The sequence below is a fragment of the Mycolicibacterium brumae genome (genome assembly GCF_025215495.1).
GTDB lineage: Bacteria > Actinomycetota > Actinomycetes > Mycobacteriales > Mycobacteriaceae > Mycobacterium > Mycobacterium brumae.
In genome coordinates, this window is sequence record NZ_CP104302.1 from 2123847 (window position 1) to 2138293 (window position 14447).

Here is a 14447-nt window from a genome sequence, read left to right on the forward strand (position 1 = left end):
TCGGTCCAGGGAATTGAAAACGGAGTCACATATCCAAGCCGATGTCGAGCACGCTCACCGAGTGAGTGAGCGCCCCGACGGCCAGGTAGTCCACCCCGGTGGCCGCGTAGGCGGCCGCGACGTCGAGGCTCAGGCCGCCGGAGGACTCCAGCCGCACGTGCGGCGCGCGGGTGTCGCGGCGCTGCGCGGCGATCTGGGTCTCCCACACCGCGAAGTTGTCCAGCAGGACCAGCCGCACATCCTCGGCGAGCACCTCGTCGAGCTGCTCCAGGGAGTCGACCTCGACCTCGCAGGGGATGTCCGGGGCGTATTCGCGGACCGCCCGCAGCGCGGCGACCACCGATCCGGCGGCGGCGACGTGGTTGTCCTTGATCAGCGCGGCGTCGCCGAGGCCCATCCGGTGGTTGACTCCCCCGCCGACGCGGACCGCGTACTTCTGCAGCGCGCGCAGGCCGGGCAGCGTTTTGCGGGTGTCCCGGATCCGGGCGTTCGTGCCGTCGACCGCCTCGACCCATGCCGCGGTGGCGGTGGCGATGCCGGACAGGTGGCAGACCAGGTTGAGCATGGTGCGCTCGGCGGTCAGCAGCCCGCGGGTTTCGGCCTCCAGGGTGAGCAGCGGGTCGCCGGGGCGCAGCCGGTCGCCGTCCTCTGCGCGGCCGAGCACCCGGTAGCCGTCGGCGCCGAGCACCTCGTCCAGGGTGAGCAGCGCGATGTCGATCCCGGCGGCGACGCCGTCGGCGCGACTGACCAGGGCGGCGTTGCCGGCGGCGTCGGGTCCGACGGTGGCCGCCGTGGTGACATCCGGCCCGTAGCGCAGGTCCTCCTCCAGGCCGGCCAGGATGACCCGGCGGGCCTCGGCGATCTCGAAGTCGTCGAGCATCAGGCCACCCGGGCGTCTCGGGTGTCGTCGAGGCGCAGCGGGACGCTGTGGGCCTGACCGTCGTCGGTGTCGGGGAAATCGGCGCGGTGATGGCAGCCGCGGGACTCGGCGCGGTGCGCGGCGGCGGCGACCACGGCCGCGGCGACCGTGGTCAGCGCGGCGTCCTCGAAATCGCGCCGGGTGCGCGGCGTGAGCGGGCGGGCGCGGTCGAGCTTTTCGGCGGCCGCGGCCAGGCCGGGCCCGTCGCGCAGCACGGACACCTCGGTGGACATGACGCGCTGCAGTTCGGCGCGGTCGATGGCGGCGCGCGGGGCGCTGGTCTCCGGCCCCGGTGTGGCGGGTCCGGCGGATAGCGCGTGTTCGGCGGCGGCGACGCCGGCCCGCCCACCGACCACCAGGCCCTCGAGCAGACTGTTGGAGGCCAGCCGGTTGGCGCCGTGCATTCCGGTGCGGGCGACCTCCCCGGCCGCGAACAGCCCGGGCATGGTGGTCCGGCCGTACGGGTCGGTGCTGACGCCGCCGCAGCTGTAGTGCGCGCCCGGGGTGACCGGGATGAGCTGGCGCGCCGGGTCGACGCCGATGGCCACACACAACGCGGTGACGGTGGGGAACCGCCGCGCCACATCGGCGACTCCCCGGGCGTCGAGGTAGGCGCAGTCCGCGCCGGTGGCGCGCAGCCGGGCGTCGATGGCGGCGGCGACCACGTCGCGGGGCGCCAGGTCGCCCAGCGGGTGGATCCCGGCCATGATCGGCTCGCCGTCGGCGTCCAGCAGGCGGGCGCCTTCACCGCGCAGCGCCTCGGTGATCAGCGGTCGCCGCCCACCGGCCGCGCCGTCGAACAGCATGGTCGGGTGGAACTGGATGAACTCCAGGTCGGCGGCTTGCGCGCCGGCCCACAGCGCCAACGCGACACCGTCGCCGGTGGACGCGTCGGGATTGGTGGTGGCCCGGTACAGGTGCCCCAGCCCGCCGGTGGCCAGGATGACCGACGGCGCGGCGACGATGTCGGGGCCGTCCGGGGTGAGCACCGCGACGCCGGTGATCTGGGCGCCGTCGTGCAGCAGCGCGGTGGCGGTGTGCCGGGCGCGGATGTCGAGGGTGGCGGCGGCGTGGTCGAGGGCGCGCTGCACTTCCGCGCCGGTGGCGTCGCCGCCGGCGTGGATGATGCGGCGGCGGTGGTGACCGCCCTCGCGGGTCAGCGACCAGCGGCCGTCCGGGCCGGTGTCGAACCGGGCGCCGGCGGCGGCGAGGTCGGCGACCGCGCGGTAGCCGTCGGCGACGATGGAGGTCACCGCGTCGGCGTCGCACAGGCCCCCGCCGGCGGCGAGGGTGTCGGCGACGTGCGCGGCGACGCTGTCATCGGTGTCGGGCAGCACCACGGCCACCCCGCCCTGGGCGTAGTAGGTGGCGGTGGCGCCGCGGCGGGGCGCGGTCTTGCTCAGCACGACGACACTGCGGCCGGCGCGCTGGGCGGCCAGCCCGGCGGCCAGCCCGGCCACCCCGACGCCGATCACCACGACGTCGGCGCGGATGGTCATTCGCCGCCGCCGGGCTGCCCGATCGCGATCATCCGCTCGACGCTGGCCCGGGCTTTGTCGGCCGTGGCCGCGTCGACGTGCACCTCGTCGGCGCCCTCCAGCAGGCAGCGCAGCAGCGCCGCGGGGGTGATCATCTTCATGAACGGGCAGGACGCGCGGTCGTTGACGGCCAGGAACTCCACATCCGGGGCGGCGCGGCGCAGTTGGTGCAGCATGCCGACCTCGGTGGCGACCAGCACCTGCCGCGCCCCGGTCTCCCGGGCGGCGTCCAGCATGCCGCCGGTGGACAGGATCTTGACCTGTTCCGAGGGCACCGCGCCCTCACCGGCCAGGTACAGCGCGGAGGTGGCGCAGCCGCATTCCGGGTGCACGAACAGGTCCGCGCCGGGGTGGCTGCGGGCCTGGGCGGCCAGTTCGTCGCCGTTGATGCCGGCGTGCACATGGCACTCGCCGGCCCAGATCTGCATGTTCTTGCGGCCGGTGACCCGCTTGACGTGGGCGCCGAGGAACTGGTCCGGGCAGAACAGCACTTCGCGGTCGGGGTCGATGGAGGCGACCACGTCGACGGCGTTGGAGGAGGTGCAGCAGATGTCGGTGAGGCCTTTGACCGCTGCGGTGGTGTTCACATAGGACACCACGACCGCGTCGGGGAAGTCGGCCTTCCATTCCCGCAGTTGCTCGGCGGTGATGGAGTCGGCCAGCGAGCAGCCGGCCCGCTGGTCCGGGATCAGCACGGTCTTGTCCGGGGACAGGATCTTGGCGGTCTCGGCCATGAAGTGCACGCCGCAGAACACGATGGTGTCCTCGGGCGCCTCGGCGGCGATCCGGGACAGCGCCAGGGAGTCCCCGACGTGGTCGGCGACGTCCTGGATCTCGGGCAGCTGGTAATTGTGCGCCAGCAGCGTGGCGCCGCGCAGGTCGGCGAGCCGGCGGATCTCGGCGGCCCAGGCGGCGTCGCCGCGGACGCCGTCGTATCCGTGCGGGCCGTCGACGATGTCGTCGGCCAGGGCGCGGACGGTGTCGATGCGATCGGTGACGGTCATGGCCGCTCCTTTCGGAGTTCGAGGTTTTCGACTTATGATCGAAAACATGCCACAGTTTAGCACCGCGCACGAAGTGCTCGCCGTCGTCTTCCAAGTTCGGGGCCTGGACACCCGAAACCCCCGGCTCTGCGTGCTGCTCTGGGAGCGCGCGCTGGACCCGCAGCGCGGCGCGTGGGCGCTACCGGGCGGGCGATTGGGCGACGACGAGGACCTGACCAGTTCGGTGCGACGGCAGCTGGCCGAAAAGGTGGATCTGCGTGAAATCGCCCACCTGGAGCAGCTGGCGGTGTTCTCCGACCCACACCGGGTGCCCGGCGCGCGCACCATCGCCTCGACCTTCCTGGGCCTGGTGCCCTCCCCCGCCCAGCCCGAGCTGCCGCCGGACACCCGCTGGCACCCGGTCGACGATCTGCCGCCGATGGCGTTCGACCATCGCCCGATGGTCACCCACGCGCACGCCCGGCTGATCGCCAAACTGTCCTACACCAATATCGGATTCGCGTTGGCGCCCAGGGAATTCGCGTTGTCCACGCTGCGTTCTATATATAGCGCCGCATTGGGACACCCGGTCGACGCCACCAACCTGCAACGGGTGCTGGCCCGGCGCGGAGTGATCACCCGCACCGGCACGACGGCGGCGTCCGGGCGATCGGGTGGACGTCCGGCGGCGCTGTTCCGGTTCACCGACGACGAGCTTCGGGTCACCGATGAATTCGCCGCATTGCGTCCGCCGAGCTGAGACACGCCCGCGATGTGAACATAACAATACTTGTGTTTAAGCGCTCGTTAAGTAAGGATGTTGGAACCTTGGAGGGAGCTCAATGACTGTCGCTCAAAACCTCGCTGGCGCGAACTGGCTCGGCGCGGCGCCCCATGAGGGTCGTGCCACCGGAAAGCCGCTGCTGCCCTCCGAGGACCTATTCTACGACCCGCCGCTGGGCTTTGAACACGCCACACCGGGCACCGTGCTGCGGACCCGCGACGTCACGCTCGGCCTGTTCGGGGTGATCCCGCAGCGCATCACCGCCATCCAGGTGCTCTACCGCACCCAGGACCACCGCGGGGCCCCCGACGCGACCGTCACCACCGTGCTGATCCCGGCGCAGCGCTCCGCGCAGTTGCCGACCCCGGTGCTGTCCTACCAGTGCGCCATCGACGCGGTGTCGGACCGATGTTTCCCGTCGTACGCGCTGCGTGCGGGCACCGCCGGGCGCAAGAAGGGCAGCTCGCTGGGCTCGGTGGTGCACATCGACTTCATCATGATCGCCGCCGCGCTGGCCGAAGGCTGGATCGTCAGCGTCCCCGACCATGAGGGGCCCGACGGCCAGTGGGGCGCCCCCAACGAGCCCGGCTACCGGATCCTCGACGGGCTGCGCGCGACGCTGGCGCTGCCGCGGGTGGCGGTCGCCCCGAACGCGCCGATCGGCCTGTGGGGCTACTCCGGTGGCGGACTGGCCACCTCCTGGGGCGCCGAGCTCGCCGGCTACTACGCCCCGGAACTCAATATGGTCGGCGCCGTGCTGGGCTCCCCCGTCGGCGACCTGAAAATGACCTTCAACCGCCTCAACGGCGGTCCGTTCTCCGGACTGTCGGCGTCCGTTGTCGCCGCGATGACCCACGTCTACCCCGAGCTGGCCGACCTGGTCGACGAGCACATCAACGAGACCGGCCGCAAGACGCTGGCCGAGCTGGAGAAACTCACCACCGCCGAGGCCGTGGCCAAGATGTTCTGCAAGGACCTGGACAACCTGGTCGACTGCGAACTCGACGACATCGTCCAGAGCCCGCTGATGCAGCAGATCTTCGAAGACATCCGGCTGGGCCACAATGTGCCCACCATGCCGCTGCTGATGGTGCAGGCCGTGCACGACCAGATCATCTCGGTCAAGGGCATCGACGCGCTGGTCAAGACCTACAGCAAGGGCGGCGCGCGGATCGCCTACCACCGCGATCTGTTCTGCGAGCACCTGCTGCTGCACCCGCTCGCCGCGCCGATGGCGTTGCGCTGGCTGACCGACCGCTTCCAGGGACGCCCCACCAGCGACAATATGGTGCGCACGGTCTGGCCGACGGTGCTGAATCCGATCACCTACGCCGGCATGTTCCGGCTCGGCAAGGTGCTGGCCCGGATGGCCGGCGGCAAGATGGTCAAGCGCAACCCGCTGTAGGGATTTTCCGCTGTCGCGCGGCTGATTTCGGCGGCTGTGCCGTGGCGTGTGGCCTTCGTCAGTGACGCCGGGCTGATCCCTCGGGCTCGCCAGTGACGCCAGACTGATGCCTCGGGCTCGCCAGTGCCCCTGGGCTGATCTGCCTCGACGCTAGTAACCGTGGGGCGAAAAAGAGGCCGTGAATCGGCCCACGGTCACTGGCGTCGCGACACATCGGCCTCCCGTCACTGGCGAACGCCAGGCCGGTCCCCGGCGCTACTGGGCGGGCGGCGGGTACCCCTGCATTTGTTGCCCCTGGGGCTGATGTGGCCAGGCGTACGGCTGTTCCGGCGCCCCGTGCGGCTGTTCCGGCGCTCCGTGCGGCTGTTCCGGCGCTCCGAGCGGCTGTCCCACAGCGACGGGCCGCGCCACCAGCAAATCCTGCGGCGGGAACCCACCGAGGTCGTCGCGCGGACTGGCGGCGGCGTAGAACGCGTACACGACCGCGGCGGCCAACGCCGGCAGCAGCAGGGTCGCCGCGACCTGCAACGGCCCGTGGCCGAAGAGCACCGACGGGGCCTGCGTGACGTAATGCAGCCGGTTCTCCGGGGTGACCGGCGCGGCGGCGAGATCGACGACCCCGTAGCGCAGCCGGACCAGGCCCGCGCCGACCCCCGCGGCCGCGGCGCACGCGCCGATGGAACCCAGAGTCAGCGCGGCGGCCATCAGTGGGCCGCGATGCGCCCGCCACTGCCAGGCCGCCACCGCGGCGATCACGCTCAGCGCGGCGAGCAGGCCCAGCAGCAAAGCCGCGCCGAGGAAGAAGTTGTCGGACTCCGCGCCGAGCGCGGCGTGCACCCGGTTGCCGCTCTTGGTCAGCGCGATCACGCCATGAATCGGCGGCGCCAGCCACGCCCACACGGCGCCGACGAGCACCCCGCCGGCGACCATCGCGACCACCACCAGCAGCGCCGCGCGGGTGTGTGAGTGCCGCGGGGCCGGTTCGACGGGGAGCTGAATCACCGTCAGAACCCTACCCGCGCCGAGGTGACAATTGCCGGTATGGTCCCCGTGCTTCGTTTTCTGTCCGCGACGCTGCTGTGCGTGGCGCTGATCACCGGCTGCCAGAACTCACCGGTTTCCGACGCCGAACCGACCACCAAGGCGCCCACCGCGGTGGCCGACCAGTCTGCCGTCTTCTTCCCCGGCGATCTCGCCGACTACGGCATGACGCTGACGCGGACCGACCGGGACCACCTCGCCGAGCTGTACGCGCTTCGCCAGATCGACCCCTGCGGGTTCCTCGACGGCCAGACCCTGTCCGGTCACCCCGACTTCAGCCGCACCTACGGGTCCGCAACGGCGGTCGAGCCCGGCGGTGTCGGCCCGATCTGGCCGCTGAACTGGGGCAGCTGCCGGGTGGCGCTGCCCGGATCCACCGTCGACCTCGGCCTGCGGTTGCTGCCCGGGGAGAAACAGTTCAGCGACGACTTCTATCAACCGGATCCGACGCGCCCGGGCGTGTGGACCTCGGACGCCCCCGGCTGGCGGTGCCAGGTGCGCGTCGAACTCCCGCTGACCGCGTTGTCCGGGGCGCCCGCGTCGATGCGCAATCCCACCCTGCTGATCGGGGCGATGGCCGCCAACGGCGGGCTCGACCTCGACGACACGTCCCTCTGCGCGTTGAGCGATGAGCTCGCCGGTCGGCTCGCCACCGTGGTCCGCGACGAGGGCGTGCCCGCCTACCCGAACTCGCCGTCGGCCCCCGAGCGGTTCCTGACCGCCGACCCGTGCGCGGCGGCGACCGAGCTGGGCGCGGCCACGCTCAGCTGGTGGGAGCCCGCGCCCGCCGCGCAATACCCCACCAGTTGGCGGCACGCCAACGTGTGCGATCTGCGCGCCACCACCGACCAACGGGGCCCGGGCGCGGTGGTGAAGTACGGGCTGGTCATCTGGTCGGACACGGTGCTGGACGTGCCGTGGGGCGACACCGCGACGCGCACCGAACAGGACGGCGTCGAACTGTTCACCCTTGCCGATCACAGCTGCTTGGTGGTCGCGCGGCTGAACACCGCGGCGCCCGCGATCGCCAAGGTCGGGGCGAACGCCCCGGATATGGTGGCGCCCACCCCGGTCGTCGTGGTCAGCGTGAGCGGCAACAGCGGCCAATGCCAGGCCGACGCTCAGACCATCGCCGTCGCCGCCGCCAAGCGGGCGCTGTAGGGGTCAGAGCACCTTGGACAGAAAGTCCTGCAGCCGTGGGTGTTTCGGGTTGTCGAAGATCTCCGCGGGCGGGCCGTCCTCCAGGATATGGCCGCCGGCCATGAATATCACCCGGGTGCCGACCTCGCGGGCGAAGCCCATCTCGTGGGTCACCACCACCATGGTCATACCCTCGTCGGCCAGCGTGCGCAGCACCTCCAGCACGTCGCCGACCATCTCCGGATCCAGCGCGCTGGTGGCCTCGTCGAACAGCATGATCGACGGGTTCATCGCCAGCGCCCGGGCGATGGCCACCCGCTGCTTCTGCCCACCGGACAGCGTCGCCGGCTTCACGTTCGCCTTGTCCGCCAAACCGACCTGAGCGAGCAGCTCCATCGCGCGCTGCTCCGCGCCCGGGGAGACCATCTTCTTGGTCAGCAGCGGGGCGAGGGTGACGTTCTGCAGCACCGTCATGTGCGGGAACAGATTGAAGTGCTGGAACACCATCCCGATGTGCTGGCGCACCTTGTCCAGGTCGACCTTCGGGTCGGTGAGGTCGAAGTCGTCGACCAGCACCCGGCCCCCGGTGATGTCCTCGAGTTTGTTCAGACACCGCAGGAAGGTCGACTTGCCGGACCCGGATGGACCGATGACGCAGACGACCTCGCCCTTGCGGACGGTGGTGTCGATGCCGTCGAGCACCACCAGGTCGCCGAAGGACTTGCGCAGCCCCTCGATGCGGATCTTCACCGCGCCCTCGGGTTCGGCGACGGCTTCCTCGGGCACCAGATGGCTCATTTCACCAACCTCGTCTCCACCCGGTCGGACAGTTTCGTCAACGCCATGATCACGATGAAGTAGATGATGCCGATGATCAGCCACATGTTGAAGGACTGGAAGTTGCGGGCGATGATGATCCGCCCGGTCTGGGTCAGTTCGGCGATGCCGATCACCGACAGGATCGAGGTGTCCTTCAGCGTAATGACGAACTGGTTGATGTACGACGGGATCATGGTCCGGACCGCCTGCGGCAGAATGACTTTCCGCATGGTCGGCAGGTAGCCGATGCCGAGGCTGCGGGCCGCCTCCATCTGGCCCTTGTCCACCGATTGGATGCCGCCGCGGACGATCTCGGTCATGTACGCGCCGGCGTTGAGCGACAGCGTGATGATGCCGGCGGTCATCGCCGACATCTGGAAGCCCATCGCCGCCGGGATGCCAAAGTAGATGAAGAACGCCTGCACCAGCAGCGGTGTGCCGCGGAAGATGTCGACATAGGCCGCGCCGATCGCGCGCAGCCAGATGGACCGCGACACCCGCAGCAGGCCGAAGAAGACGCCGAGGGCCAACGCGATCAGGATCGACACCACGGTCAGGATCATCGTCATCTTCAGGCCGAGCATGAGCAGCGGGAAGGTGCTCTTGAGCAGGCCGAAGAAGGAGTTGTCCGCGTTCGCGGCGCCCGCGCCGAGGTAGGTCTCGACGATCTCGTCGTAGCGACCGGACTCCTGGAGGTTCTTCAGCCCGGTGTTGAACATGGTGATCAATTCGGGGTTCTGGCCCTTGTTGACCGCGAAGCCGTAGTTCGCGCCGGCTTCCTTCGGCGTGACGGTCTTGAAACCGTTGCCCTGGGCGATGCCGTAGTTGAGCACCGGATAGTCGTCGAAAATGGCCTCGGAGTTGCCGGTGCGGACCTCGTCGTACATCGACGCCGAATCGGCGAAATACACGGTGGTGAAACCGTATTCGTCCTTGATGGACTCGGCGAACGCGGCGCCCTCGGTGCCGTTCTTCACCGCGACGCGTTTGCCGCGCAGATCCTCATAGGAGCTGATGTCGTCGTCGCTGTCGAGCACCGCCATCTGCACCCCGGACTCGAAGTACGGGTCGGAGAAGTCGAACACCTTCTTGCGCTCGTCGGTGATCGACATACCCGCGATGACGGCGTCGACCTGATTGGCCTGCACCGCTTGCAGGGCCGCGTCGAAGCCCAGCGGTTTGATGTCGACGGTGAAGCCCTGGTCCGCCGCGATGGCCCGGATCAGATCCATATCGATGCCGACGTACTGGCCGTCGTCATCCTGAAACTCGAACGGGGCGAACGTGATGTCGGTGGCCACCACGTAGTGCTCACCTTCGGCCGAGGCCTTCGGCGCGCCGATCCCGATCGCGGCGATCCCCGCGATGAGCAGCGCGACCAGCGTCAGCGTCAGCGGCCGAACCGATCTCGCGCGGCCGTCGTCCATGGTGACCTCCCGTCGTGGGTGTGGGAGAACGGTAACCCTCTGTCAGTCGCGCTGCACGGATTCGGCGGGCAGCTTGAGCACCCGGTTGTTGCCGAAATCCGACACGTACACCGCCCCGCGCCGGTCCACCGCGACGCCGCCCGGACCGGACAGCCCGTCGAACGGCAGGTCCACCGAGGGGCCCTGCCCGATCGGCGGCAGCATCACCACCCGGTTGTTGCCGGAGTCGGCGACGAAGACGTTGCCCTCCCCGTCGACGGTCAGCGCGGACGGCAATTGCAGGCCTCGAAACGCCAGTTCGGTTTGCTCGGTGGACCCGGCGGGCAACCGGAGCACCCGGCCGTCGTCGTACTCGGAGACGTAGACGGTCCCGGCGTAGTCCACCGCGACTCCGCGCGGCGCGCGAAGTCCCTTGAAGCCCAGCACGGTCTGGGTCCCACCCGGGCTGAGCCGCACCACCCGGTTGTTGCCGGAGTCGGCGACGTACACGTTCCCGGAGCCGTCGACGGCCAGCCCTTCCGGTTTGCTGAGTCCGGTCAGCTCCAGCTCGGCGGGCGCGTCGTCCCCAGACGTCAGTTTGATCACCCGGTTCCCGGCGGAATCGGAGACGTAGGTGTTGCCGGCGGAGTCGACGACCACGAAGCCGATGGAATCCAGCTCGCCGACCGGCAGCTCGGTCTGTTCCGGCTCGTCGTCGTCGGAATCGGCGGACAGCTGCAGCAGCTTACCGTTCCGGTTGTCGCCGGAGGCGTCGGCGACGACGTAGACCGCGCCGGCCGAATCCACCGCGATGCCTTCCGGGTGGCTGAGGTCGGCCAGCGGCAGGGTCTCCTGCTTGCTGGGGGCGGCGGTGGACGTCGCCGGCGGCGGCACGTCCTGGGCGTCGGTCGCGGTGTCCTCGCCTGCGCAGGACACCACCGCGGTCGACAGCGCGGCGGCCACTGCCACCACCAGAATCCTGCGCACTGCACTCCTTGACCGCCGCTGATCCGACACCCGCAGCCGGGATGGACGAAATCCACCATAGGACAAGGCCCAGCGGGCAGGCTGTTGAAATGCCCGAGTTCACCGACGCGCAGCGGCGCACCCTCACCTTGATCGTCGACACCTTCGTCGCCTCGATTCCCCGCGACGACGACCCGACCGGGTTCTTCGCGACCAAAGGCAGCGACATCGGCGCCGACCTGGGGGTGGCGCAGCATCTGCTCACCCGGCTCACCGATGAGGAGATCGCCGGCCTGACGCAGTTGTTCGACGGGCTGGTCGCGTTCGGTTTCGACGACCAGCCGCTGGAGGGCCGCGAGCAGATCCTGGCCGCGGTGTCGGCGAGCGGGCCCGAAGCGGCGCTGGCCGTCGACGCGCTGTTCACGCTGTCCTCGCTGTACAGCTTCGCCCTCGTCGACGAGCAGGGCCGCAATCCGCTGTGGCCGGGAATGGGGTACCCCGGGCCTGCGCAGAACCCGCCGCAGCAGCCGAAGACGCTGACCGTGTTCGACCCGGCGCGCGACGGGTTGGACTTCGAGGTCGTGGTGGTGGGGTCGGGCTGCGGCGGCGGGGTGGCCGCGGCGGTGCTCGCGGAGGCAGGCAAGCGGGTGCTGGTGCTGGAAACCGGCGGCTACCTCAACGAATCGGACTTCATCCAGCTGGAGGCGGCCACCTATCAGAACCTGTTCCTGCGGGGCGGCTTCTTCCCCACCGCCGACGGGATGGTGGCGATCGCGTCGGGCTGCGCGGTCGGCGGCGGCAGCACCGTCAACTGGTCCAATTCGCTGCGCACCCCCGCCGGGGTGCGCCGGGAGTGGGCCGAGGCCGGCCTGTCCGACGTGACCGACGCCGCCTACGACGAGCACCTGGACGCCGTGTGGCGACGGATCGGCGCCAACACCGAGGCCGCCTATCAGAACGGCCCGCACCGCCGGCTCTCCGAAGGCGCTGCCGCGCTTGGCTATTCGTACACGCTGGCCAACCTCAACATCGACCCGGAGCGGATGGACCCGGTGCTCATCGGGTACAGCGGGATGGGCGACCAGTCCGGCGCCAAACAGGGCACGCTGCGCACCTACCTGCAGGACGCCTCCGACGCCGGCGCGAAACTGCTGCCCAACGCCTGGGCCCGCCGCATCCGCACCGCGGACGGCGCCGCGACCGGCGTCGAGGTGCTCCGCACCGATCCGGCCACCGGCGAGACCTCGACGCTGACGATCACCGCGCCGCAGGTGGTGGTGTCCTGCGGCAGCCTGGAAACTCCGGCGCTGCTGCTGCGTTCGGGCATCGGAGGCCCGGCGACGGGCACGAACCTGCGACTGCATCCGGCGACGGTCATCAGCGGTCTCTACGACGAGCCGCAGGATCCGTGGATCGGACCGCCACAGGCCGGGGTGATGAACGAATTCGGTGTGGGCGCAGAAGAATACGGCTTCATCATCGAAGGGGTGCAACACATTCCGGGCCTCTACACCACCACCATCCCCCGGCTCGGGGCCGTCGCGCACAAGGAGATCGCGCAGCAGTACCAGCACCGGGCGGACTGGGTGATGCTGATCCGCGACCGCGGCGCCGGCCGGGTCACCATCGACGCCGACGGCCAGGCCCAGCACTGGTACCCGTTCGATGACGAGGCCGACCGCGCGAACTTCCGGCGCGGGATCGCCACCGCGATCCGGCTGCACGCCGCGGCCGGCGCGCGGCAGATCTTCGCCGGCGGGCAGCGGTTCGCGCCGTGGACCCGCGGAGAGGACCTGGAGGCGTTCATCGCGGCCGTCGACGCGATGCCGATCGGCCCGGGTGGATTGCCGGTGTTCAGCGCGCACCAGATGTCCAGCGCCCCGCTGGGCGCAGACCCCGCGACGTCGGTGGCGGCGCCGTCGGGCGAACTGCACGACACCGCCGGGGTGTGGATCGCCGATGCGTCGGGCATGCCGAGCTGTTCCGGGGTCAACCCGATGGTCTCGGTGCTGGCGCTCGCGCACCGCACCGCGACGAACATGCTTAGCGCGGCGTCAATGCGCTGAGCCCGCTGCGCAAAACCCTCCGCAAGCTCCGGGTTTCGCTTGCGACTCAGCGGCGTCAATGCGCTGAGCCCGCTGCGCAAAACCCTCCGCAAGCTCCGGGTTTCGCTTGCGACTCAGCGGTGCGGGTCCAGCTCGGTGCTGTCGGCCAGCCCGTGCCGGGAGCACTTGGCCCACCAGCCGTCGGGCCGGATCTGCACCACCATCCGCCGGCCGCAGGCCGCGCAGTACCGCGGAGCCTCCAGGCCCAGCTGGGCGGCGGTCGGCAGCACCGCGCCGGCCCGGTCGTCGGTGGCGACGCCGGTGTAGACGTTGAACTTCCCGGCCCCGACGATCTCCGGCAGCGCGCCGGTCATCACAGGCTGGCGTTCAGCGCCTTGATCGGCATCTGCAGGTCGTCGAGCAACTGCAGGTCCGATTCGGCCGGCCGGCCCAGGGTGGTCAGGTAGTTGCCGACGATGACGGCGTTGATGCCGCCCAGGATGCCCTGCTTGGCGCCCAGATCGCCGAGGGTGATCTCGCGGCCGCCTGCGAAGCGCAGCATGGTCTTGGGCAGCGCCAGGCGGAACGCCGCGACGGCCTTGAGCGCCTCCGCGGCCGGCAGCACCTCCAGGTCCCCGAACGGGGTGCCCGGGCGCGGGTTGAGGAAGTTCAGCGGCACCTCGTGCGGGTTGAGGGCGGCCAGGTCGGCGGCGAACTCGGCGCGCTGCTCCAGGGTCTCCCCCATGCCGAGGATGCCGCCGCAGCACACCTCCATGCCCGCCTCGGCGACCATGTTCAGCGTCTCCCAGCGCTCCTCCCAGGTGTGGGTGGTCACCACATTGGGGAAGAACGACCGCGCGGTCTCCAGGTTGTGGTTGTAGCGGTGCACGCCCATCGCGGCCAGCTGATCGACCTGGTCCTGGTCCAGCATGCCCAGCGAGCAGGCGATCTGAATGTCGACCTCGTTGCGGATCGCCTCGATGCCGGCGGCGACCTGCGAGAGCAGCCGCTTGTCCGGGCCGCGGACGGCGGCGACGATGCAGAATTCGGTGGCGCCGGACTTGGCGGTCTGCTTGGCGGCCTCGACCAGGCTGGGGATGTCCAGCCAGGCGCTGCGCACCGGGGAGGCGAACAGCCCCGACTGCGAGCAGAAGTGGCAGTCCTCCGGGCAGCCGCCGGTCTTGAGGCTGATGATGCCCTCGACCTCGACCTCGGGGCCGCACCAGCGCATCCGGACCTCGTGGGCCAGCGCGAGCAGCTCCTCCAACCGGTCGTCGGGCAGCTGCAGCACCTCCAGCACCTGATCCTTGGTGAGTCCCTCGCCCCGCTCGAGCACCTGCTCGCGGGCCAGTCCCAGCACGTCGGTAGCCGCCTGCGTCACCCGTCGTCCTCCTGCACTAC

The 14447-nt window shown here is 70.3% G+C and carries 13 protein-coding genes; 4 read left to right on the top strand and 9 right to left on the bottom strand.

The genetic code is table 11. The annotated features are described in order from the left end of the window. Positions 1–25 precede the first annotated feature (25 nt). From nadC to nadA, 3 genes are read right to left on the bottom strand one after another with little or no spacing between them, the layout of a single operon-like run. Positions 26–883: a carboxylating nicotinate-nucleotide diphosphorylase gene (gene nadC, locus L2Z93_RS10310; protein WP_090586025.1), complete on the bottom strand. Its 858-nt coding sequence runs from the start codon at positions 881–883 to the stop codon at positions 26–28. Further along, positions 880–2418, bottom strand: coding sequence for an L-aspartate oxidase (locus L2Z93_RS10315; RefSeq protein WP_090585984.1), 1539 nt, complete (start codon positions 2416–2418; stop codon positions 880–882). The genes nadC and L2Z93_RS10315 overlap by 4 nt, the downstream gene beginning before the upstream one ends. Next, positions 2415–3461, bottom strand: a complete 1047-nt coding sequence (nadA, locus tag L2Z93_RS10320; protein WP_090585980.1) for a quinolinate synthase NadA — start codon at positions 3459–3461, stop codon at positions 2415–2417. The genes L2Z93_RS10315 and nadA overlap by 4 nt, the downstream gene beginning before the upstream one ends. A 46-nt stretch (positions 3462–3507) precedes the next feature. Between nadA and L2Z93_RS10325 the strand changes: the two genes are divergently transcribed. Next, positions 3508–4200 (top strand): NUDIX hydrolase, encoded by a 693-nt coding sequence (locus L2Z93_RS10325; RefSeq protein ID WP_090586022.1) that lies wholly within the window; start codon positions 3508–3510, stop codon positions 4198–4200. Between the two features lie 82 nt (positions 4201–4282). After that, positions 4283–5629 (top strand): lipase family protein, encoded by a 1347-nt coding sequence (locus tag L2Z93_RS10330; protein WP_090585976.1) that lies wholly within the window; start codon positions 4283–4285, stop codon positions 5627–5629. Positions 5630–5884: 255 nt separating this feature from the next. On the opposite strand, the gene L2Z93_RS10335 is transcribed toward L2Z93_RS10330, so the two are convergent. Further along, the gene (locus L2Z93_RS10335) at positions 5885–6631 is read right to left on the bottom strand and encodes a DUF2567 domain-containing protein (protein WP_306439056.1); all 747 of its coding nucleotides are present in this window, start codon (positions 6629–6631) and stop codon (positions 5885–5887) included. 39 nt (positions 6632–6670) lie between these two features. On the opposite strand from L2Z93_RS10335, the gene L2Z93_RS10340 reads away from it, so the two are divergent. After that, on the top strand, positions 6671–7831 hold the full coding sequence (locus L2Z93_RS10340) for a hypothetical protein (RefSeq protein ID WP_090585973.1): 1161 nt from the start codon (positions 6671–6673) through the stop codon (positions 7829–7831). Positions 7832–7834: 3 nt separating this feature from the next. Here L2Z93_RS10340 and L2Z93_RS10345 read toward each other — a convergent pair whose 3' ends face one another. The 3 genes from L2Z93_RS10345 to L2Z93_RS10355 are packed head-to-tail and all read right to left on the bottom strand — an operon-like array spanning position 7835 to position 11022. Further along, complete coding sequence (locus L2Z93_RS10345; RefSeq protein WP_090585970.1) at positions 7835–8608, bottom strand: amino acid ABC transporter ATP-binding protein; 774 nt, start codon at positions 8606–8608, stop codon at positions 7835–7837. Further along, positions 8605–10056, bottom strand: a complete 1452-nt coding sequence (locus tag L2Z93_RS10350; RefSeq protein WP_090585966.1) for an amino acid ABC transporter substrate-binding protein/permease — start codon at positions 10054–10056, stop codon at positions 8605–8607. The genes L2Z93_RS10345 and L2Z93_RS10350 overlap by 4 nt, the downstream gene beginning before the upstream one ends. Positions 10057–10098: 42 nt before the next feature. Continuing rightward, a complete protein-coding gene (locus L2Z93_RS10355; protein WP_162561861.1) occupies positions 10099–11022 on the bottom strand; it encodes an NHL repeat-containing protein in 924 nt (307 codons plus the stop codon). An 89-nt stretch (positions 11023–11111) separates the two neighbouring features. On the opposite strand from L2Z93_RS10355, the gene L2Z93_RS10360 reads away from it, so the two are divergent. Next, positions 11112–13067 carry a GMC family oxidoreductase gene (locus tag L2Z93_RS10360; RefSeq protein ID WP_090585958.1) on the top strand — a complete coding sequence of 652 codons (1956 nt, stop codon included), beginning with the start codon at positions 11112–11114 and terminating at the stop codon, positions 13065–13067. A gap of 113 nt (positions 13068–13180) precedes the next feature. On the opposite strand, the gene bsaP is transcribed toward L2Z93_RS10360, so the two are convergent. Further along, the gene (bsaP, locus tag L2Z93_RS10365) at positions 13181–13420 is read right to left on the bottom strand and encodes a biotin synthase auxiliary protein BsaP (protein ID WP_090585955.1); all 240 of its coding nucleotides are present in this window, start codon (positions 13418–13420) and stop codon (positions 13181–13183) included. After that, entirely contained in the window at positions 13420–14427 is a 1008-nt protein-coding gene (bioB, locus tag L2Z93_RS10370) for a biotin synthase BioB (RefSeq protein WP_090585952.1), read from the bottom strand. The genes bsaP and bioB overlap by 1 nt, the downstream gene beginning before the upstream one ends. Positions 14428–14447: the final 20 nt, after the last annotated feature.